At 65.8% G+C, this 21946-nt stretch carries 19 protein-coding genes; 13 read left to right on the top strand and 6 right to left on the bottom strand.

All coding sequences use genetic code 11. From position 1 onward, the window contains the following. Positions 1-17: 17 nt before the first annotated feature. The 4 genes from shn_RS29225 to shn_RS29210 all read right to left on the bottom strand — a co-directional run bounded on the left by shn_RS29225 (position 18) and on the right by shn_RS29210 (position 4381). Complete coding sequence (locus shn_RS29225; RefSeq protein ID WP_064334070.1) at positions 18-986, bottom strand: ornithine cyclodeaminase family protein; 969 nt, start codon at positions 984-986, stop codon at positions 18-20. Between the two features lie 230 nt (positions 987-1216). Further along, positions 1217-2383, bottom strand: a complete 1167-nt coding sequence (locus shn_RS29220; RefSeq protein ID WP_064334219.1) for an amidohydrolase — start codon at positions 2381-2383, stop codon at positions 1217-1219. Between the two features lie 118 nt (positions 2384-2501). Continuing rightward, on the bottom strand, positions 2502-3386 hold the full coding sequence (locus shn_RS29215) for a sugar phosphate isomerase/epimerase (RefSeq protein ID WP_064334069.1): 885 nt from the start codon (positions 3384-3386) through the stop codon (positions 2502-2504). Next, positions 3383-4381 carry a Gfo/Idh/MocA family protein gene (locus shn_RS29210; RefSeq protein WP_064334218.1) on the bottom strand — a complete coding sequence of 333 codons (999 nt, stop codon included), beginning with the start codon at positions 4379-4381 and terminating at the stop codon, positions 3383-3385. The genes shn_RS29215 and shn_RS29210 overlap by 4 nt, the downstream gene beginning before the upstream one ends. A gap of 171 nt (positions 4382-4552) precedes the next feature. On the opposite strand from shn_RS29210, the gene shn_RS29205 reads away from it, so the two are divergent. Further along, on the top strand, positions 4553-5377 hold the full coding sequence (locus shn_RS29205) for a helix-turn-helix domain-containing protein (RefSeq protein ID WP_064334068.1): 825 nt from the start codon (positions 4553-4555) through the stop codon (positions 5375-5377). 10 nt (positions 5378-5387) lie between these two features. On the opposite strand, the gene shn_RS29200 is transcribed toward shn_RS29205, so the two are convergent. Next, complete coding sequence (locus shn_RS29200) at positions 5388-6077, bottom strand: hypothetical protein (protein ID WP_064334067.1); 690 nt, start codon at positions 6075-6077, stop codon at positions 5388-5390. Between the two features lie 375 nt (positions 6078-6452). Here shn_RS29200 and shn_RS29195 point away from each other — a divergent pair, with 375 nt between their 5' ends. The 12 genes from shn_RS29195 (at position 6453) to shn_RS29140 (ending at position 21313) form a co-directional block, all read left to right on the top strand. After that, positions 6453-8255 (top strand): thiamine pyrophosphate-binding protein, encoded by a 1803-nt coding sequence (locus tag shn_RS29195; RefSeq protein ID WP_064334066.1) that lies wholly within the window; start codon positions 6453-6455, stop codon positions 8253-8255. A gap of 91 nt (positions 8256-8346) precedes the next feature. After that, positions 8347-9660 (top strand): histidinol dehydrogenase, encoded by a 1314-nt coding sequence (gene hisD, locus shn_RS29190; protein WP_064334065.1) that lies wholly within the window; start codon positions 8347-8349, stop codon positions 9658-9660. Between the two features lie 60 nt (positions 9661-9720). Then, positions 9721-10968 carry an ABC transporter substrate-binding protein gene (locus shn_RS29185; protein WP_064334064.1) on the top strand — a complete coding sequence of 416 codons (1248 nt, stop codon included), beginning with the start codon at positions 9721-9723 and terminating at the stop codon, positions 10966-10968. A gap of 67 nt (positions 10969-11035) precedes the next feature. Further along, complete coding sequence (locus tag shn_RS29180) at positions 11036-11929, top strand: carbohydrate ABC transporter permease (RefSeq protein ID WP_064334063.1); 894 nt, start codon at positions 11036-11038, stop codon at positions 11927-11929. Further along, on the top strand, positions 11922-12797 hold the full coding sequence (locus tag shn_RS29175) for a carbohydrate ABC transporter permease (protein ID WP_064334062.1): 876 nt from the start codon (positions 11922-11924) through the stop codon (positions 12795-12797). Before shn_RS29180 ends, shn_RS29175 begins: the two co-directional genes overlap by 8 nt. A gap of 4 nt (positions 12798-12801) precedes the next feature. Continuing rightward, the gene (locus tag shn_RS29170; protein ID WP_064334061.1) at positions 12802-13902 is read left to right on the top strand and encodes an ABC transporter ATP-binding protein; all 1101 of its coding nucleotides are present in this window, start codon (positions 12802-12804) and stop codon (positions 13900-13902) included. Positions 13903-13912: 10 nt separating this feature from the next. Then, positions 13913-15415 (top strand): GMC oxidoreductase, encoded by a 1503-nt coding sequence (locus shn_RS29165; protein ID WP_064334060.1) that lies wholly within the window; start codon positions 13913-13915, stop codon positions 15413-15415. Positions 15416-15429: 14 nt separating this feature from the next. After that, positions 15430-17061, top strand: coding sequence for a GMC family oxidoreductase (locus shn_RS29160; RefSeq protein ID WP_064334217.1), 1632 nt, complete (start codon positions 15430-15432; stop codon positions 17059-17061). 75 nt (positions 17062-17136) lie between these two features. Beyond that, positions 17137-17766, top strand: a complete 630-nt coding sequence (locus tag shn_RS29155; RefSeq protein WP_064334059.1) for an HAD family phosphatase — start codon at positions 17137-17139, stop codon at positions 17764-17766. Beyond that, entirely contained in the window at positions 17763-18545 is a 783-nt protein-coding gene (locus shn_RS29150) for a DeoR/GlpR family DNA-binding transcription regulator (protein ID WP_064334058.1), read from the top strand. Before shn_RS29155 ends, shn_RS29150 begins: the two co-directional genes overlap by 4 nt. A gap of 18 nt (positions 18546-18563) precedes the next feature. Further along, complete coding sequence (locus tag shn_RS29145; RefSeq protein WP_064334057.1) at positions 18564-19568, top strand: glycoside hydrolase family 3 N-terminal domain-containing protein; 1005 nt, start codon at positions 18564-18566, stop codon at positions 19566-19568. Positions 19569-19738: 170 nt separating this feature from the next. Beyond that, positions 19739-21313, top strand: a complete 1575-nt coding sequence (locus shn_RS29140; RefSeq protein ID WP_064334056.1) for a phospholipase D-like domain-containing protein — start codon at positions 19739-19741, stop codon at positions 21311-21313. On the opposite strand, the gene shn_RS36615 is transcribed toward shn_RS29140, so the two are convergent. Further along, positions 21211-21834: a UPF0104 family protein gene (locus shn_RS36615; RefSeq protein WP_064334216.1), complete on the bottom strand. Its 624-nt coding sequence runs from the start codon at positions 21832-21834 to the stop codon at positions 21211-21213. The genes shn_RS29140 and shn_RS36615 overlap by 103 nt on opposite strands. Positions 21835-21946 lie beyond the last annotated feature (112 nt).

Below are 21946 nucleotides of genomic sequence, written 5' to 3'. Positions count from 1 at the left end.
GCCGGTCCGGCCGCGGGTCAGGTCCGGATGTCCAGCCCGGCGACCCGTTCGAGCACGGTTCTGGCCATGGCGATGTCCTGGGTGGCGACGCCGGTGAGATCGGCGATCGTGATCTGCGAGGCGGCCTTGCGCCCGCGCGCCCGCCCGGAAAGGATGAGGCCGAGCTCGATGCAGTCTTCGGCCCTGATCAGACCCGCGGCGAAGGCGCCGGCGAATTCGCCGTGCTCCAGGCATTGGCGCGCAAGATCGACGGCCAGAACATTGGCGCGGGCGACGAGATCGACGGCCAGCTCCCGCTTGCCCGGCGCATCGGCGCCCATGGCGGTGATATGCGTGCCTTCCCGGATCCAGTCGGCCTTGATGAGCGGATGGGCCGAGGGCGTCGTGGTGACGATGACGTCGGAGGTGCGGCACATGGCTTCGAGATCGTCCGCCACATGGACCGCGAGCCCGATGGCCGCGAGGTCGGCCTGAAACGCCGCGGCTTTGGCGCGCGCGCGACCCCAGACGTTGATCGTGATCGGCCGGCCGGCGAGGGCGGCCATGGCCCTTGCCTGGAAACGGGCCTGCGTGCCCGTGCCGACGATGGAGAAGGTCTCGGCGTCGTCGCGGCAGAGGGCGAAGGTGGCGACCGCGCCGCCGATGCCGGTTCTCAGGTCCGTCAGCCAGCCCTCGTCGTTCAGCGTGGCGATCACCTGGCCGGTCTCGGCCGAGACGGCGACGATGATGCCGTTGCTCGACGGCAGTCCCTTGGACGGGTTGTCGTAGAAGCCGGCGGCGATCTTCACGACGAAGACCGGGTCGCCGGCGATGTAGCCGTACTTGATGTGGCAATCCCCGTTTCTGTCGGGAAAGCCGAGATAGCCGACGGGCGGCACGTTCGCACGCCCATCCGATATCGCGATGTAGGCGTCCCGTATCGCCGCGATCGTCCCGGGATCGATGCTGACGAGGTTCTGGATGTCGGAACGTGAGAGCTGGATCATGGGCTTCCCGCCTTTTCAGGCAATCAGGGTTTGCGGGCCGCATCGCAGCCGCACCCGGTGGAGACCCGGCTGGCCGCAGGCGGCGTGGATTGGTTTGCGGGCAACCGGAAAGGCTTGGCCGGGGTTGCCGGGAACGCCGGCTGCAGCCTTTCGGGCTGCTGGCCGTCGTTCCTGGCGGGCACTATAGGAGATAAAACTAAATTGTCCAGTATGGATTTTACTGTCTAATTTTATGTTCGTCCGGCAAGCGCGCCGAGCGCCGTGCTTGCAAGGAGCGTCGCCCCCGGGGCGATGATCGCATCGTTGAAATCGTAGGCCGGCTGGTGCAGCCGGCCGTCCAATACTGCCGGGCCGTTGCCGATCCAGGCATAGGCGCCGGGGCGGTGAAGCAGGAAGAAGCCGAAATCGTCGCCGGCCATCGTGGGGCGCGGATCGCCCCGATAGGCTGCAAGGCCCGCCTGTCGCACGGCCGCGCGCATGAGGTCGCGTTCCGCCGGCGTGTTTGCCACCGGCGGGCATATGGGATCGTCGAAGGCAAGATCGACGGTGCAGGATGCGATGGACGCGGCGGCCGCGGCGACGGCGCGCGTGCGCTCCCGGAGCAGGGTGAGGGTCTCCATGCGGAAGGCCCGCAGCGTGCCCTTCAGGTCAGCGGACTGGGGGATGATGTTCTGGGCATGGCCGCCGTGGAACGAGCCGACGGTCGCGACCGCCGCCTCATAGGGGTCGACCGCCCGTGCGACGGCCTGCTGGAGGCCGGTGAGGAAATGCCCGCCGGCGAGCAGCGGATCGCCGGAAAGATGAGGCATCGCGGCATGCGCGCCGTCGGCGCGGAAGGTGATGTCGAATTCCGACGTGCCGGCCATGACCGGGCCCTCGTGCAGCAGGACTTCGCCGGCCGGCATGTCGGGCCAGTTGTGCAGGCCGAAAATCCGCTCGAAGGGGAAGCGCTCGAGCAAGCCGTCCTCGATCATCAGCCGGGCGCCGCCGAAGCGCTCCTCCGCCGGCTGGAAGACGAGATGGACGGTGCCGGCGAAGTTTCGCGTCCGGGCAAGCAGGGTCGCCGCGCCGATCAGGATGGCGACATGTCCGTCATGGCCGCAGGCATGCATCTTGCCGGGGTTCTTCGAGGCGTAGGAAAGGCCCGTCGTCTCGCTGATCGCAAGGGCGTCCATGTCCGCGCGCAGCGCCACCGCCGGGCCGGGCGCAGACCCTTCGATGACGCCGACGAGCCCGTTGCCGCCGATCTTCTCGTGAACCGGGATGCCGAGGGCTTCCAGCCGGTCCCGGATGAACCCGGCCGTCCAGACCTCCTCGAGGGAAAGCTCCGGGTGGGCATGCAGGGCGTGGCGGTAGGAAATCAGCGTGTTGATGTCGGCTTGGGAAAGAGTGTTCATCGGCGCCTGCGCATATACATTGTTGTCCCGTTTGAACAAAATTGTATAGCTCTACGCGACTCCGCTTTGCAACCTGCTTCGTCCCTCCCAATGTGCATGTTGTCCCGCCGAACGGGCGTCACGACAGGATCAGGCGCTCCATGAGGGCCTTCAGGTCCCTCGCCACGGCAAAGCTGTCGTCCTGGTGCTGGCGCCTGCAGAAGAGCTCGCAGCTCCACCAGCCGGTATAGCCGGTCGATTTGACGGCATCGACCCAGCTTTGGAGGTCGAGCACGCCCTGGCCGGTCGGCACGTCCCGGAGGACGGGTTCGTTCGGTATACCGCCGGCATAGGGCAGGGAATCGCAAAGATGCACGCCGTAGATCAGCTCCTTGTCGAGCCGGGCGATCCGTTCCGGCGTGTCGCCGCTGGTATAGGAGTGCCAGAAGTCGATGACGATGCGCACATTGTCCCGCTTGCAGCGGTCGATCACCTGCAACTGGGCATCCATCGTGTTGAGCGGCGTCCAGGACAGCGCTTCGAGATAGACGAGCAGGCCATGCGATGCGGCGATGTCCGCGACGGCCTGGAGATTGACGGCGGTGAGATCAAGCTGGGCGTCCGTCGGCAGATCGACGAGGCCGCGGTAGAGGTCGGGATACCGTTCTGCGGCGCCTGCCTCGAAGACCCGGATATCCAGCGGGCCGGTGATGGCCTCGATGCCTTTCGCCCCGGCCGCCGAGGCCAGCGCACAGAGCTCCTCGGCCTCCCGCAGCATCTGCCGGCGGCCGTCGCCCTGCCGCTCGAGGTCGATCAGGAAGCCGATGCCGGGCAGGACGAGGCCGTCGAGCCGTGCCTTCAGCTCGGATGTGGAGAAGCCGGCTTCGAGGAAGGCGGCGATCTTCGGGCCGGAGGTTTCGAGGCCGTCGAAGCCGAGGCTGCGCGCGATCGCGATGTCGATCGCCAGCGTGTTCGGCCGGGATGCCATGGAATGGTAGATGAGCTGGTTTTCTGTCCGGGTCATGGATGCGAGCCTCCTGCGCTCGTCTTTGCGTCAACGGTCCCGATGGAAACCGGCCGTTTGTTCCGGGCCGCGCGGATGGCTTCCGCGGCGCGCAGCGCGATGACGTTGTCTTCGCCGAGCGACATCCAGGTCGCCGGCTTTCGCGGCAAAGCCAGGAAGGCTTCGATCGTCGTGACATGCGGGTCGCGCTCGCGCACCGGGATGAGCTCGTTCCGCCCGTTCAGCCGCCGGACCAGCGTGCCGGCGCCCTTTCCGCTCAGCGTTCCATGGGCGATCAGCGTGCCGCGGTCGCCGGCGAGCATGACGATGCTTTCGAACTCCGCGGTCGTGAAACTCTCGTAGGATTGAAGGACGGCACCGCCGGACAGGCCGAGCGCATAGGACTGCTGGTCGGTTTCGCCCTGCGCCGGCGAGGCCGAAAGGGCGGAGACGGCGACCGGCTCCTGGCCTGTGAGGAAGCGGGCAAGGTCGATGCTGTCGATGGAGGCTTCGAAAAGCGCATCGCCACGGTCCACCGCCTCGTCGGCATGGCGGTTGGGCGGCGGGTGAAAGGGGGCGCCGCGCGCGATGAGGAGGGATTGCAGCGTGCCGATTTCCCCTTCCAGCAGCAGCCGGCGCATGGTCTGATGGGGCGAAAGGGTGCGGAAGGGCTGGTGGAGCGCCAGGGTGATGCCCGCCGTCCGGCATGTCTCGACGAGGCTTGCCGCCAGACGGCTGCTGCCGGCGATCGGGCCGTCGCACAGGACGTGTTTGCGCTGCGCCGCCGCTGCCAGGATGTAGTGCCTGCGCCGGTCGCGGACGGCGCTGACATAGGCGAAGCCGACGCGCGGATCCTCCAGCGCCCGACGGGCATCGAGGGCGACGCCGGGGATCTGCATGTCCTGCGAGAAATGCGCTGCATATTGCCGGTTGCGGCTGACGACCCACAGGGGTTCCTGTCCGGCCGACCGGATCGCCGCAACCATGTGCTCCGTTGTTATGGTTCCGGTCCCCATGACGGACCATCCGACCGCTTCGCTGGACTGCACCACGGGTCCTCCCTTTCATCCTCCGGAGATTGAACGGTCGGCCCGCGCGCCACAACTTCGCAGGCAGTTGATGTCTTTAGCGATATGAAGTAGAATTAGCGTCACAATGCGTCATATAAGGCGCTGGTGGGGACGGGAATGGATCAGCTGGGACGAGACGGGGCCGCCTTGGCGGCGAACCTCAGGACGCTCTGCGAGCAGCACGGTTCGGTCGCGGCCGTCTGCCGCAAGATCAACGTCAACCGGCAGCAGTTCAACAAGTACCTGTCGGGCGCCCATGTGCCGTCGCCCGCCAATCTCAGGATCATCGCGAACTATTTCGGCCTCAGCGTCCCCATGCTCTTTGCCGACCCGGAGGAGTTCCGCACGCTGGTGGAGGGCAACTTCTTCCACGCGATGGCGACCGCCCGGCAGCTACCGGAATTCTCGCGCTTCGTCTCGGACATGATCGTCGAGAACAATGCCGATCACAACGACATCGTCGGGGTCTACGATCGCTACCAGTTCTCCTCGATCTACAAGGGTTTCGTGCTGCGGTCGGCCTTCTGCATCTACCGCAACAGGGAATTCCTCCAGCACTATTATGTCGAGCGCTTCCCGAGTTTCGACGATCCGAAGAAGACGGAATATGTCTTCAAATATTACGGCTTCTGCTTCCCCGTCGCCGACCGCCTCTTCACGGCGGATTTCGAGGGCATCCAGTCGAACGAGATGACCTTCGGCGTCTATGCGCAGGTCAAGCGCAACGCCAAGCGCTTCATGTTCGGCATTTCGAGCGGCATTGCCGCGACCGTCTTCCGCCAGCCCTATTCCACGAAGGTCGCGCTGCACTATCGGGGGCCCGGCCTGTTGCGCCGCGCGCATCTCAAGGAACTGACGGTGATGGACCGCAACGACCCCAGCATTCCGCGCGAGGCCTTGCAGTATCTCGGCGACGGCTCCGACATGATCCAGATGAGCTGAGGCGGCCCCGTCAGGGGTGCAGTTCGACGGCGAGCCAGACGCTGTCGCTGTCCGCATAGTAGCGGTGCCAGGGATAGGTCCACTGGTTCTCGCCCGTCACCCGGCAGAAGGGATCGTGCGAATAGCCGATCGGCATCACCACGTCCTCGTAGAGCGTTGCCGCGTCGCGGGCCTTGAATTTCTGCATGCGGCCCAGCCCGTGGATCTGCGTGTGCGTTTCCAGGAACGGGTGCTCGTTGTGGATGAAGCAATCCGTGTCGCCCGGCGACCACCAGAGATTGAGCTTCAGCGTGAAGACCTGCGGCGCCTCGGCCGCCGCGCGCTCATTGGTGAAGACGCGCGGGTCGAGCGTGACGGTGCCGATCTCGTCCTGCGCCGAGATGTAGAGCGGCGTGTCGCGCGGGAAGCTGCGGATGCGGTTGCCCAGCCAGTCCCAGCCGCGGAACATGCAGCCGCCGAGATTGGTCGGGTTGACGACCTTGATGATCGCCGCCCGCTCCGCCGAGCGGATGCGGCCACCCTTCAGCCAGGTCGACTTCCATGCCGGCACGATGGCGGGGTGCTCGTCGCCCGTCACCATAGGGGTGGGGCTGATATTGACCACGACGGCGTCCGCCACATCGTAGTCGACCACGTTCTCAACCAGTTTTGCCGAAATGAAGTCGTCTGCGAAAGCCAGGTCTCTGCTCAGGTTCTGCACGGCGGTGCCTCTTTTATCTGTCCGTATCCTGAGAAAGCCATAGCGCGCGCCGCGAAAAAAGTGCGCGCCGGAATTAATTTGTTCGCATGACGACGCGGTGTCAGCTTCACTTTGCGCAGGATGGCTTTCTCCGGGGGCTTCCGCTCTTCTCAGCCAGGGCGCGTGCGGACCGTCACGAAATGGCCGGACCGGCGGCGGCGCGTTCGGAGCGAGCGGAAACTATGACGCAGAACTGCTTTTGGAGTGCGTCATCTCGCGTCAGTGTTTCGATGGCTGCGAACTTGCGGCGGCGCTCCGCTCGGCCGAAGAATAAGCCCATCGCCGGAAGGCTCCCTTCCTGCTCACGAGACAACGATATTTCAGAGGGTCGATCACATGAAACTGACAGGTGGCCAAGTCGTCGCGAAAGCGTTGAAGGAATACGGCGTCGAATATGTGGCGGGCGTGCCGGGCCATGGCATCTGGTCGCTGTTCGACGCCTTCCTGCAGGAAGGCTCGGAGATCCCCTTCATCCAGGTGATGCACGAGCAGAGCGCGGTTCACATGGCGGACGGCTATTATCGCGCCTCCGGCAAGCCGATGGCCTGCTCCACCTCGGTCGGCCCGGGCGCGGCCAACACCATCATCGGCCTTGCGACCGCCTATTGCGATTCCACCTCGCTCTTCTACGTCTCCGGTTCGCCCCAGACCTACATGCACGGCCACGGCACCATGCAGGAGCTGGAGCGCCAGCAGGACAACGCCTTCCCGCGCATCACCGAGCAGGTGACCAAGCGCGCCTGGCAGGCCAATTCGGTGCAGGTCCTCCCAAGCATCATGCACCGCGCCTTCAGCGAGTTGCTGACCGGCCGCCCGGGTCCGGTTCACGTCGAAGTGCCGATGGACGTTCAGGTCGAGGCGGCGGATGTCACCATCCATCCGCTCGGCAAGCGCCTGCCGGTCGGTGTGGCCTATCCGGATCCGAAGGCCGTCGAGGCGGCGCTGAAGGTGCTCCTTGCCGCCGAACGCCCGGTCATCGTCGCCGGCGGCGGCGCGATCACGGCGAACGCCTCAGCCGAACTGACGCGCCTTGCCGAAAAGCTCGGCGCTGCCGTCTCCATCACCTGGAACGGCAAGGGTGCGATTTCGGAAGATCACGCGCTGTTCATCGGCGCGGTCGGCCAGACGGGCACGACCTGCGGCAACAAGATCACCGCCTCGGCCGACGTCGTCGTCTCGGTCGGCTGCCGCTTCACGGACTGGTCGGCCTCCTCCTACGCCAAGGGCGTCTCCTTCTCGATCCCCTCGGCCAAGCTGATCCATATCGACCTCGACCCGCGCGAGATCGGCAAGAATTACGAGACCGAGGTCGGCATCGTCGCCGACGCCAAGGTGACGCTGGAGGCGATCCTGTCGCTCATCTCCGATGCGGACTCGCAGAAGATGCTGGCGCGCCGCGAAAATTTCCTCGCCGACGTGCAGAAGGCCAAGGCCGACTGGCGCGCCCAGGTCGAGCCGCGCGAGAACAGCCGCGAGACGCCCTTTACCTCGCAGCGCCCGCTGATGGCGCTGCGCAAGGTCCTCGACCGCGACGGCATCGTCGTCGTCGGCTCGGGCAATACGCAGGGCTCGGTCAAGCAGAGTTTCCCGGTCTACGAGCCGCGCACGCACCTCACCTCCGGTTCCTATTCGCCGATGGGCTGGGCGGTGCCGGCGGCGATGGGCGCCAAGCTCGCCTGCCCGGACCGGCAGGTCGTCGCCATCGTCGGCGACGGCGACTTCATGATGTCGCTGCCGGAAATGGGCACGGCGGTCATGAACGGCATCAACGTCGTGTTCCTCGTTCTGAACAACCAGGGCTACATGTCGATCCGCGGCGGACAGCGCAAGTTCATGGGCCGCCACATCGCCTCCGAGTTCAACCACCATGCCGGCAACGGCGCGCCCTATTCGGCCGATATCGCCGCCTCCGCCAGGGCCTTCGGCCTCCAGGCCTGGAAGGTCGAGAAGGATGAGGACCTTGAAAGCAGCCTGAAGGCGGCGCTCGACTGCGGCGGCCCGGCCCTCGTCGAAGTCATCGTCTCGCGGGATGCCGCCGGCCCGTTTGCCACCGGCTGGTGGGACTTCCCGTCGCCGGCCTATTACGAGAAGGAGCAGGCCGCCTACGCGGACATGCGCGCCCTCGAACAGCATCTCTAAAATCCCGGCGGGGAGGCATCCGCCTCCCTTGCCCTCCCAAGACGATTGACAACGCGGCGCCGACGGCGGCCGTGAACGAAGAGACTTTGTCATGATACGCCACATCAAAACAGCCAAGGCCTCCATCGAGCAGGGCGGCACCGACAGCGCGGTCACCAGGACGGTCGAGGCCCTTCTTGCGAAGGTCCGGGACGGCGGAGACAAGGCGGTTCGCGCGCTCTCGGTCCAGTTCGACGGGTTCGACCGGGAAACCTACCGCCTGACGAAGGAAGAGATCGCGCACTGCATCAATTCGCTTGCGCCGCGGGAACGGGAAGACCTGGATTTCGCCCAGGACCAGATCCGCCGGTTCGCCGAAGCGCAGAAGGCGGCATTGAAGGACATCGAGGTCGAGACGCTGCCGGGTGTCGTGCTTGGCCACAGGAACGTGCCGATCCAGAATGTCGGATGTTACGTGCCGGGCGGCAAATATCCGCTGCTCGCCTCCGCCCACATGACGGTGCTGACGGCGCGCGTCGCCGGCTGCGAGCGCATCATCACCTGCGCTCCGCCGTTCCAGGGCAGGATCGCGGAAAAGATCGTGGCGGCACAGGCGCTTGCCGGCGCGGACGAAATCTATTGCCTCGGCGGCGTGCAGGCCATTGCCGCCATGGCCTATGGCACCGAGACGATCGAGCCCGTCGACATGCTCGCCGGCCCCGGCAATGCCTATGTGGCGGAAGCCAAGCGCCTGCTCTTCGGCCATGTCGGCATCGACCTTTTCGCCGGCCCGACGGAAACGCTTGTCATCGCCGATGACAGCGTCGACGGCGAACTGGTGGCGACCGACCTCCTCGGCCAGGCCGAGCACGGGGTGAACTCGCCCGCGATCCTCATCACCAATTCGGAGAAGCTGGCGCGCGATACGCTGGCGGAGATCGAGCGCCTTCTGCAGATCCTGCCGACGGCGGCCGTCGCCGGCAAGGCCTGGGAGGATTTCGGCGAGATCATCCTGTGTGACACCGTCGATGAAATGGTGGCGGAAGGCGACCGCGTCGCCTCCGAGCATGTGCAGGTCATGACCCGCGACCCGGACTATTTCCTTCAGAAGATGAAGAACTACGGCGCGCTGTTCCTCGGCGCCCGCACCAATGTCGCCTTCGGTGACAAGGTGATCGGCACGAACCACACCCTGCCGACCAACAAGGCGGCCCGCTACACTGGCGGCCTCTGGGTCGGGAAGTTCCTGAAGACCTGCACCTACCAGAAGGTCCTGACCGACGAGGCCTCCGCCCTGATCGGTTCCTACAGCTCGCGACTCTGCCTGATGGAAGGTTTTTCCGGCCATGCCGAGCAGGCCAACATCCGCGTCCGCCGCTACGGCGGCCGGAACGTCGGCTACGCGATGCCCGCAGACCCCGTTTAACAACCACGCACAGAGCCTGCCAAGGGCCGCGACCAAAACTCAACCAGAGAGGATGAAACCATGTCCAGATTTATCGCCACAGCGCTTGCGGCGACCATGCTCGTGCCCGTTGCAGCCCATGCGGAAGGCCAGATCGAAGTCCTGCACCACTGGGTCTCGCAGAGCGAGGTCGACGCGCTCAACGTCATCCGCAAGGAACTCGAGGCCAAGGGCTTCGAGTGGAAGGATTCGGCGGTCGGCGGCATGAGCGGCGCCAATGCCCAGCAGGCGCTGCGCTCGCGCCTGACGGCGGGCAACCCGCCCGGCGCCATGCAGTTCCTCGGCTGGGAAGGCGTGCAATGGGCGGAACAGGGCGTCGTGCGCGACCTGAACGACCTTGCCACCGCCGGTGGCTGGCGCGAGGCGCTGGCCCCGCAGCTTCTGCCCTTCGTGACCTCGGGCGAGGCCTTCATCGCCGCGCCGATCAACATGCACCGCCAGAACTGGGTCTGGGCCAACAGGAAGCTCTTCGACGACGCCGGCGTTGCCGTTCCCAAGACCTGGGCGGAACTGATCGAGACCGGCAAGACGCTCAAGGAGAAGGGTATCGTCCCGGTCGCGATGGGCGACGAGCCCTGGCAGATCGGCATCATCTTCGATGCGCTGCTCTCCGATATCAACGGCCCGGAATTCTACCAGAAGACGGCGATCGATCTCGACCCCGAGGTGCTCGGCAGCCCTGAAATGGTGAAGGTGTTCGATATGCTGCGCGAGGTCCGCGGCCTCGTCGACGACAATTTCGTCGGCCGCGACTGGGCTGTCGCCACCGGCATGGTCATCAATGGCGAGGCGGCCATGCAGTTCATGGGCGACTGGGCGAAGGGCGAATTCCTCGCCAAGGGCCTGAAGCCCAACCAGGACTTCTACTGCTTCGCGACGCCGGGTGCGGTCACCTCCTTCCAGTATCTCATCGACAGCTTCGGCATGTTCACCGTCAGCGACGAGACCGTGCAGAAGGCCCAGGTCGCATTGGCCGAGACCATCATGGACCCGAAGGTCCAGAAGGGCTTCAACCTCATCAAGGGCTCGATCCCGGCGCGCAACGACGTGTCGGTCGACGATTTCGACGATTGCGCCAAGCTCGGCTACCAGGAGCGCGCGGCGGCGATCGAGAAGGGCAGCATGCAGGGCGCCATCACCCATGGCTTTGCCGCAAAGCCGGAATTCGCCTCCGTCTTCAGCGATGTGGCCGCGCAGTTCTTCGTCGGCAAGATGAGCTCCGAAGACGCCGTCAAGATGCTGGTCTCCGGTATCGACAACGCCCGGTAACCCGCATCCCCATCGGAGGAGCCGGCGTGCCGGCTCCTCCCACAGTCCTTGCCATCGGAGCTGACCCATGAGCGCCTCTACGCGCATGTCATCGCGATTGGCAGGCTGGCTGCCGCGCATCGTCGTCGCTCCCAGCCTGCTCGTCGTCATCGTCACGGTCTACCTGTTCATTCTCTGGACAGGCGTGATTTCCGTCACCTCGTCGAAATTCGTGCCGACCTACGATTTCGTCGGCCTCGAGCAATATGTCCGCCTGTGGGCGACGCCCCGCTGGCACACCGCCGTCGCGAACCTCTTCATCTTCTCCGCGTTGTTCCTCGCGCTCTCCACGGGGCTCGGGCTGCTCATGGCCATCCTGCTCGACCAGAACATCCGGGCGGAAGGCGCGCTCCGTGCGATCTACCTCTACCCGATGGCGCTCTCCTTCATCGTGACGGGGACGGCCTGGAAGTGGATCATGAATCCCGGCCTCGGGGTGCAGAAGGTCGTCAACGATCTCGGCTGGACCGACTTCCGCTTCGACTGGATCACCAACCCCGACATGGCGATCTACACCGTCGTCGTCGCCGGCGTCTGGCAGTCCTCGGGCTTCGCCATGGCGATCTTCCTCGCAGGCCTGCGCGGCATCGACAACTCCGTCATCAAGGCCGCGCAGATCGAAGGGGCCTCGCTGCCGCTGATCTACCGGCAGATCATCATCCCGATGCTGCGCCCCGCCATGCTGAGCGTCATCGTCCTCTTGAGCTACATCGCCATCAAGAGCTTCGATCTGGTTCTGGCGCTGACGAATGGCGGCCCCGGCACGGCGACCGAGCTGCCGTCGACCTTCATGTTCTCCGCCACCTTCCGCCGCAACCAGATGGGCGTCGGCGCGGCGAGTGCCGTGATGATGCTGATGACCGTCGCGGCCATCATCGTCCCCTACCTCTATTCCGAACTCCGGAGTGAGAACAATGGCTGAAGCCCTTTCCCGACCCGGCAAGGCGCGGCTCGGCCGCCTCTTCGTCTACGGCTGCCTCGTCGTCGTCGCGCTCCTCTACCTCATGCCCCTCTGGGTCATGGTCGTGACGTCCCTGAAACCCCTCGACGAGATCTATGGCGGCTCGTTCATCGGCGTGCCCAAGGTGGTGACGCTCGATGCCTGGCGCGCGGCGTGGTCTGAGGCCTGCATCGGCACGGATTGCACCGGCCTGAAACCCTATTTCGTCAACTCGCTGCTGATGGTGATCCCGGCGGTGGCGCTCTCGACCGGCATCGGCGCGATCAATGGCTACATCCTCACGAAATGGAGGTTTCCCGGCGCGAATTTCGTCTTCGGCCTCCTGCTGTTCGGCTGCTTCCTGCCCTACCAGGCGATCCTCATCCCCATGGCCCGCACGCTCGGCCTTCTGGGCCTTGCCGGTTCCATTCCCGGCCTCGTCGCCGTGCATGCCTCCTATGGCATCTGCTTCACGACGCTGTTCTTCCGCAATTACTTCGTGTCGCTGCCGGATGAACTGACCAAGGCGGCGATGGTCGACGGGGCGGGCTTCTTCCGCATCTTCTGGAGCGTCATCCTGCCGACCTCGATCCCGATCATCGTTGTCTCCTGCATCTGGCAGTTCACGCAGATCTGGAACGACTTCCTGTTCGGCGTTTCGTTCACATCAGGCTCCAGCAGTCCCATCACGGTGGCGCTCAACAACATCGTCAACGTGACCACCGGCCGCAAGCAGTACAATGTCGACATGGCCGCCGCCATGATCGCCGCCATCCCAACCCTGGTCGTCTACATCGTCGCGGGCCGCTACTTCGTCCGCGGGCTGACGGCCGGCGCCGTGAAAGGCTGAAGCCATGTCCACTCTCGAAATCGATCGCGTCCGCAAGGCCTATGGCCATCTCGAAGTCCTGAAGGAGGTGTCGATCTCCATCGGAACCGGCGACTTCCTCGTGCTGCTCGGCCCCTCCGGCTGCGGCAAGTCCACGCTGCTCAACATGATCGCCGGGCTGGAGACCATCACCGGTGGTCAGATCCGCATCGCCGGGAAGACCGTCAACGACCTCTCGCCGAAGGACCGGGACATCGCCATGGTGTTCCAGTCCTATGCGCTCTATCCGACGATGACGGTGCGGCAGAACATCGAGTTCGGCATGAAGATCCGCCGGATCGCCCAGGCCGACCGCGACAGGGCCGTGAAGACCGCGTCGGATCTCCTGCAGATCACCCATCTTCTCGACCGCAAGCCCTCGCAGCTTTCCGGCGGCCAGCGCCAGCGCGTCGCCATGGGGCGGGCCATCGTGCGCGAGCCGAAACTCTTCCTGTTCGACGAGCCGCTGTCGAACCTCGACGCCAAGCTGCGTGTCGACATGCGCACCGAGATCAAGCGCCTGCATGCCCGCCTCGGCACGACTATCGTCTATGTCACGCATGACCAGATCGAGGCGATGACGCTCGCCACGCGCGTTGCCGTGATGAAGGACGGCGTGGTGCAGCAGCTCGACGAGCCGCAGGCCGTCTACGACCGGCCGGCCAATGTCTATGTTGCCCGCTTCGTCGGCTCGCCGGCCATGAACATCGTGCCGGCGGTGCTGGAGGCCGAGGGGGCCACGGCGATAGCCGTCATCGATATCGCCCGGCGGCCGGCGGCGCGCATCGGGGGCATTTCCCTCTCCGCGGAGGCGCTTCGCCGCTATGCGGGCCGAAAGGTACTGGTCGGCATCCGCCCGGAGAACTTCTCGATCGCCGCGGGCAGTGCCGCACCCGCGCTGACCGTCGATTTCGACGTCGTCGAGCCGACGGGGCCGGATACGCTCGCCGTCTTCCAGCTCGGCGGCGTGGAGGTGACCGCCCGCCTTCCGCCACGCCAGGCCCATGCGGGCCGCGAGGCCGCACTGGCGGTCGATACGTCCAAGATCGTGCTCTTCGACAGCGAAACCGAAACGCGCATCGACTGAAAGATTTTTTATGACCGAGACGACAGACATCGTCATCATCGGCTCCGGCATCGGCGGAGCGTCCCTGGCGCACAGCCTTGCGCCTTCGGGCCTCAAGATCGTCATTCTCGAACGGGGCGTGCGTCTGACGGACAGCCCAGAGGCGCGTGACGATGTCGCCATCTTCCAGAAGGGCTTCTACCGGTCCTCGGAGGAATGGCTGGGCACGGATGGCGAGAGTTTCCTGCCGGGCAACTACTATTATGTCGGCGGCAATTCGAAGTTCTTCGGCGCGGTCATGTACCGGTACCGCCGCGAGGATTTTGCACCGCGGCCGCATATGGACGGCGCGTCTCCCGGCTGGCCGATGTCCTACGAGGACCTGTCGCCCTGGTATGACGCGGCCGAGCACGTTTTCAGGGTACGCGGCTCGACCACGGACGACCCGACGGAGCCGTGGCATGAAAGACCCTATTCCTACCCGCCGGTTCCCGACGAGCCGGCGATCGCCGCCGTCCGCCGCCGGCTGGAGAAGGCGGGCATCCATCCGGCCTCCCTTCCGCTGTCGATCGATCTCGACGCCTGGCTGAAACGGGCGCCGACGGGGTGGGATGCGTTCCCCAACACCGGGACGGGCAAGATCGATGCGGAGGTGGGGCCGCTGGCCAGCGCGCTTGCCCATCCCAATGTCAGCCTCGTGACCGGTGCCAGCGTCATGCGCCTCGAAACGGACGGGACCGGGCGCCGCGTCACCGCGGCCGTCTACAGGAAGGACGGCGTGGAGCATCGCATTTCCGCCGGCCGTTTTGCCGTTGCCGCCGGCGCGGTCCAGTCCGCGGCGCTTCTCCTGCGCTCGGCCAATGGGGCGCATCCGGCCGGTCTCGGCAACAGTTCGGACCAGCTCGGGCGCAATTTCATGAACCACAACACGACGGCGATGCTGACGATCCGTCCTTTCGCCGCCAACAGTTGTGTCTACCAGAAGACCATCGCCTTCAACGATTTCTACAACGAGGACAACGATTATGGCTTCCCGCTCGGCAACGTCCAGCTCCTCGGCCATATCACCGGCAACATCCTCAAGGCCAACCTGCCGATGCCGGCGCCGGCCTGGTTTGCACGGCTGGTGGCGCGCTATGCCTATGGCTGGTTCCTGACGAGCGAGGACCTGCCCAATCCGGAAAGCCGGGTCATGGTGCGGGATGATCGCATCGTCATGCACTGGATCCGCTCCAATATGCGGGCGCATGAGGCGCTGATCGCGAAAACCCGCGCCGTCATGCGCAAGGCGGGGTTTCCGATCGTGCTGACGCACACCTTCGGCCGCAAGACGACATCGCATCAATGCGGCACGGCGCGCATGGGCCATGATCCGCAAAGTTCGGTCGTCGATCTCGATTGCCGCAGCCACGATGTCGAGAACCTCTACATCACGGATGCCTCCGTGTTGCCGACCTCGGCCGCCGTCAATCCGGCACTCACCATCGCTGCCCTCGCCATCAAGGCCGGCAGCGCCATTGCAGGGGGAAAGTGATGGCACTTCGCGACATGGGATCGGCCCGCTTCGGGATTTCTCCCCGGCATCCGGACGAGGTCGATACGTTCGACTATATCGTGATCGGCGGCGGCTCGACGGGCTGCGTCGTGGCCGCGCGCCTCTCGGAGGATCCCGCCGTGCGCGTTCTCCTCATCGAGGAGGGGCCGCGCGACCTTAGCCCCTACATCCATATTCCCGGTGCCTACTACAAGACCGCGCAGGGCGATCTCCTGAAGCGCATTCCCTGGGAGCCGATGGCCGAGCAGGAGCGGACGGAAACGCCGACCATGGTGCAGGCCCGGGTGCTGGGCGGCGGCAGCTCGGTCAATGCGATGATCTATATCCGCGGCGTGCCCGACGACTACGAGCAATGGGCGCGCCTCGGCGCGGAGGGCTGGGGCTATGCCGATGTCCTGCCGTATTTCAAGCGCGCCGAGGACAACAACCGCTTCTGCAACGAGGCCCATGGCGTCGGCGGGCCGCTCGGCGTCTCCGATATAGATTACATCCATCCGCTGACCCGCGCCTGGCTGCAGGCCTGCCAGCAGGCGGGGCTGCCCTATAATCCGGACTTCAATTCCGGCGATCCGGCGGGCTGCGGGCTCTACCAGATCACGGCGCGCAATGGCCGCCGCAGCTCGGCCGCCGTCGCCTATCTCAACCCGGCCCGCAAGCGCGGCAACCTGCGCATCGAGACGGGAACGACGGTCACCCGCATCCTCATCGAGAAGGGCAGGGCGGTCGGTGTCGAATGCGCCAGGGGCAAGCGCAAGGTCGTCTACCGCGCCGATCAGGAAGTGGTCGTCTCCACCGGGGCGATCGCGACGCCGAAGCTGCTGATGCTGTCGGGCATCGGCCCGGCAGATGAGATCGGGCGGCACGGCATTGCGGTCCATGCCGACCTGCCGGGCGTCGGCCAGAATCTCCAGGACCATATCGAGATCTCGCTGGTCTACCAGCTCAATGGCCCGCACAGCTACGACAAGTACAAGAAGCTGCACTGGAAGGCCCTTGCCGGACTGAATTATGCACTCTTCCGCAACGGTCCCGCTTCGTCCAACCTCATCGAGGGCGGTGCGTTCTGGTGGGGCAACAGGAGCGAGGCGACGCCCGACATCCAGTATTTCATGGTGGTCGGCGCCGGCATCGAGGAGGGCGTCGATGCCGTGCCGGGCGGCAATGGCTGCACGGTCAATCTGGGGCAGATCCGGCCGCGCTCGCGAGGGGAGGTCACGCTTCAGAGTGCCGATCCGGCGGCAAATCCGCGCGTGGCGCCGCGCTATTTCTCCGATCCCTACGATCTCGAGGCCATCACCGACGGCACGATGGCGGCCCTCGACATCATGGCGCAGCCGGCCATCTCGAAATTCGTGACGGCGCGGCATACGCCGGTGCCGTCCCTCAGGACCCGCGAGGAGATCCGTGCCTTCTGCGTCAAGGACGCCCATGCGGCCCTGCACCCCGCCGGGACCTGCCGGATGGGCGAGGACGACCGGGCCGTGGTCGATCCGAAGCTGCGCGTGCACGGCATCGAGCGGCTTCGTGTTGCCGATGCCTCGGTTATGCCGACGCTGATCTCCGGCAATCCGAATTCTGTCTGCATCATGATCGGCGAACGCGCTGCTGATTTTCTGCGTCAATAGGCGCTGCTTTTTATTGCATATATTTGCGTGTTTGTGCATGATTAGAATCAATACATGCACAAAGAGGCAAGCGAAATGAATCCAAGCATTGTGGTCTTCGATATCGGCGGCGTGCTGATCGACTGGAATCCAGCCTATCTCTATCGCCGGCTCCTGCCGGACGAGGCGGCGGTTTCGGCCTTCCTGGCGGAGGTCTGCACCCCGGCATGGAACGAGGCGTTCGATGCCGGGCGGCCGTTTGCCGAGGGCATAGCCGAACTCGTGCGGCGCCATCCCGAGCGGTCCGATCTGATTGAGGCCTACTGGCTGCGCTGGCACGAGATGCTGGGCGGCGAGGTGCCGGGGACCGCCGGCATTCTGGGACGGCTGAAGGCGGACGGCGTTCCCGTGCACGCGATCTCGAACTGGTCGGCGGAGACCTTCCCGCGGGCGCAGGCGATCTTTCCCTTCCTCGATGCGTTCGATGTCCTCGTCGTCTCCGGACGGGAGAAGCTCATAAAGCCGCATGCGCCCATCTTCGAGCGCTATCTGGAGCGGGCGTGCGTGCGCGCCGAGCAATGCATCTTCATCGACGACAATCCGGCGAACATCGCCGCGGCAGCGGCACTCGGCTTCCACACCGAGCACTTCAGCACGGCCGAAGCGCTGGAGACCCGCCTCACGGCCCTCGGCCTGCTCGTGCCCGAAGTGGAGACGGCGGGATGACCGCGGACAGGAAGGAACTGGCGGCGCTTTCTCCGGAGGAGCGGCAGGCCGTCATTCTCGAAAAGGTCAATGCGGCCGGCCGGGTCATTGCGGCCGGGCTGGCGCAGGAGTTCGGCGTGTCGGAGGATTCGATCCGCCGCGACCTGCGCGACCTTTCGGATGCGGGGCTCGTGCAGCGCTTTCACGGCGGCGCGGCGCGGCTCGTCACGCCGGCGCTCGATTTCCACCGGCGCGAGGCGCTGCATGCGGAGGAAAAGCAGTCGATCGGCCGCGCCGCGGCCGCGACGATCCCCGACGGGGCGACGCTGCTGGTGGATTCGAGCACGACGGTCGTCCGTTTCGTGCGCTCGCTCTCGCCGGCGCTGTCCCTGCGCATCATCACGACCGCGGTCGACGTCGCCGCCGCCGCGCTCGATCATCCGCTCGCCGAGGTGGTCATGCTCGGCGGCCGCCTGGGCCGGCTGACGCGCAGCGCGACCGGCGCCGGCGCGATCGACGCGATCCGGGCGCTGCGGGTCGACTATTGTGTTCTCGGCACCTGCGGCGTTGATCACGGCCTCACGCTCCGCGCCGACGATTTCGAGGATGCCCATCTGAAATCGGCGATGATCCGGGCCGCGAACAAGACCCTGCTCCTGGCGACGGCGGACAAGCTCGGCCAGGCGGCAACTTATGAAGTGGCGCCGATTGCCGCCGTATCGGCGCTTTTCACCAGCAGCCGGGATACCGCCATCCTCAAGGCCATCCGCGAGGCCGGCGTCGATGTCGAGACAGTCTGACGGACCACGGAGATGACGATGTGCTTTTCACCGGATGAGGACGCCCGGGCGATCCTCCTGCCCGCCTTCGATACGCTCGACATCATCGATGTCATGGTGCCCTTCCTGAAAAAGGGCGGCTGTTCCGTCCTGATCGGCGAGACGCGGGCGGAATATGTCGCACGGCGCATGTCGGCCGAACGGTTGGCGAGCGAGACGCCGGATAGCTTTCAAGCCGCCGTCGCGCGGCTGAAGGCCGTAACTCCCGGCTTGATCGTCGCCGTGGACCAGGAACTGGGCGGCATCCAGCGGCTGCAGGGGCTGGTTCCCCCGCTTCCCTCGCTTGACGAGGCGCATGCGCTTGACGACGCGGCGCTCGCCGAACGGTGCAGGGCGACGGCCGCCGCCGCCCGCGCGCTTGGGGTTTCGATGTTCCTGGCGCCCATCGCCGATGTCATAGACGGGCAGAACGCCTGGCTGCACGGCCGCACGATGGGCAGCTATCCGCAGGCCGTTGCCCGGGTGGCGGCGGCCTTCGTGAAAGGCGTCCAGAGCGCCGGCATCACTGCGGTGACGAAACATTTCCCCGGCTTCAACGACCTGGAGGGCGATCCGGCTCTCGTCGACGTTTCCCTGCGCACATCGCGCGATCGCCTTCTTCACAACGTCCTGCCGTTCACCGCCGCCATCGAAGCCGGGACACGGGCGATCATGACGGGGCCGGCGCCCGTCGCCGCGCTCGACGGGCAGAATGCCGCGAGCACCTCGCCGGCGGTCATGGCGATGCTGCGAAACGACTTCGGCTTCAAGGGCCTGATCGTCAGCGACGATCTCGATGCCCCCGCCACGATGCGCGGTCGTTCCCTGCTCGAAACCGCGATCGCTTCCCTCGGCGCGGGGGCGGATTTGCTGCTCGTGGGCGGCGGGCCGCACCTCGATGCGCTGTGCGACGGCATTGCCGACGCTGCCCGCTCCGGACGCCTCGCGCCGGATCGCCTGGCGCAGGCGGCGGCCCGCGTGCGGCAGGTTGCGGCAGGCGGGTAGGCGCGCGAGCGCGAAGACCGAGGTTCTGGTGTCTTGTGGGAGGCGAATCCAAACGCAGGGAACAGGCCTTGAGATTGGAATCGGCTCGTGCGCTGCATGGAAGGGAACCAAAACCGTTCCCGCGAATTTCCGCGCAGGATGCGTGATACCACCAGACGAGGCGGCAGAGAGTGCGAAACGACGGTTTCCCGGTGCATGTTGCACACACCAGCGCGCCGGCCCCCATCATCCGGCCCGGCGTGAATGCCTGGCGGGTGGCGAGGGCCGACCGGTTGAAGGTCCTCGTCGATGGCGAGGCCTATTTCCGGCGGCTGGAGAGCGTGCTGCTGCAGGCGCGCAAGGAGATCTGGATCGTCGGCTGGGACTTCAATCCGGATATCCCGATCCGGCCCGACAGGCCGCATTCGCCGAGCCTCGGCACCTTCCTGCTCGACCTTGTCGCGGCGCGCCCGGACCTCACCATCCGCGTGCTGATCTGGGGCATGGGGCCGATCTATTCCGGAAAATCGCTGAAAATGTTCCGCAAGCGGCGCTGGTCCTCCCATCCACGCATCCAGCTCGCCTTCGATAACCGCCATCCGATCCGTGGCTCCCATCATCAGAAATTCGTGGTGGTGGACGACCGTGTCGCCTTCATCGGCGGCATCGACCTTACCGCCAAGCGCTGGGATACGAGCGAGCACCGCATCGACGATCCCCGCCGGGTCATGCCGTCGGGCGAGCCCTACGAGCCGGTGCATGACATGCAGGTGGCGCTGGAGGGCGAGGCGGCCCGTCTCGCCGGCGATATCGCGCGCCGGCGCTGGCTGTTCGCCACCGACGAGGCGGTGCCGCTCACCGAGGCCGCGGCTGAAGTTTCCCTCGACGGGCTCGCGCCTGACATGGCCGGGGTGGATGTCGCCTTCACCCGCACGGAGCCGGCGATCCGCGGGCGGGAGGCCTGCACCGAGGCGATGGACCTGACGGTGGCGGCCCTCAAGGCTGCGCGGCGGCACATCTATATCGAAAGCCAGTATTTCGCCTCGAAGAGGGTCTGCGACGTGCTGTGCGAAAAGCTCGCACAGCCGGATGGGCCGGAGGTGGTCGTGGTCTCGACGCTGAGCTCGCACGGCATCATCGAGCGTCTCGTGCTCGGCGCCAATCGCGACCGGCTGATCCGCCGCCTCGGCCGGTGCGACAGATATGGCCGCATGCGTGCCTTCTATCCTGTCGTGCCGAGGCCTGACGGTACGGAACAGGAGATCGTCATCCATTCCAAGCTCGTCATCGTGGACGACGTCTTTCTGCGCATCGGCTCCTCGAACCTCAACCAGCGCAGCGAAGGGCTGGATACGGAACTCGATATCGCAATCGAGGCGCACAGGCAGGAGGAGCGCAAGGCCATCGTCGGCCTGCGCGACCGGCTGCTGGCGGAACATCTCGACGCCGATCCGGTGCTGTTCGGGGCCGCGGTGGGCGCAGAGGGATTGCTGGGCAGGACCATCGACGCCTTCAATACGCGTGCGCGCGGGCTGCGGCCGTTCCCGGATGCCCGAGGCAGGGGCTCCATCGAGCCGGTTGCCGGCACCGGGCTTGTCGATCCGGTCGCGCCGTGGTGGCCGCTTCCGGCCTGGCGGGATGCGGCCCGGGCGTTTTTTCGCCGTCAGTTCGGGCTGTCGCGCAGCCCGGCATCGCCGTTCGATCCCAGCAAGGCCTCGCTGGCGAGCAGCGACACCAGTCCCAGCGGCAGCGGGATGAAGAAATAGACGGCGCGAAAGGCGATCAGCGCGCCGATCGGGGCCGCGCCTCCCAGAAGAAAGGCGATCGTCGCCTCCAGCACGCCGAGCCCGCCCGGTACATGACTGACGAGCGCCGTCAGGTTGCCGACCACATAGGCCGCCGTCGTTTCCATATAGCCGGTCTTGCCGCCGAGCAGTTGATGCAGGCAGGCGCCGACGCAGGCGAAGTTCAAGGTCCCGATCACGATCTGCATGCCGGCAAGGTGCACCGTCGGCAGGGCGAAGCGCCAGCTCTTCACCTTCAGTTCGCCGCGCACGAAGGCGGCAAGCGCGAGATAGGTTGCGCCAAGCGCAAGGCAGGCAAGGCCGAGGGCAAGGGATGCCGCCGTTCCCAGCCCCGCGATCCTGCCGGCGGTGCCGGGAAGCAGGATGAGGCAAAGCCCGGCCAGGGTGATGAGCCCGAGGCCGACCGTCACGCCGCAGAAGACGATCAGCTTGGCGATCTCCTCGCCGTCGAGGCCCCAGCGGGAATAGAAGCGGTAGCGCACGGCGCCGCTGGAAAGCGCGGCGACGCCGACATTGTGGCCGATGGCGAGACTGGTGAAGGAGGCGAGCGCCGCGCGTGGATAGGAGAGCGGTTTGCCGACATAGTGCAGCGCC

It is taken from the genome of Shinella sp. HZN7, assembly GCF_001652565.1.
GTDB lineage: Bacteria > Pseudomonadota > Alphaproteobacteria > Rhizobiales > Rhizobiaceae > Shinella > Shinella granuli.
Note: the sequence above shows the minus strand (reverse complement) of the source record. Positions and strands in the feature narration are given on the sequence as shown.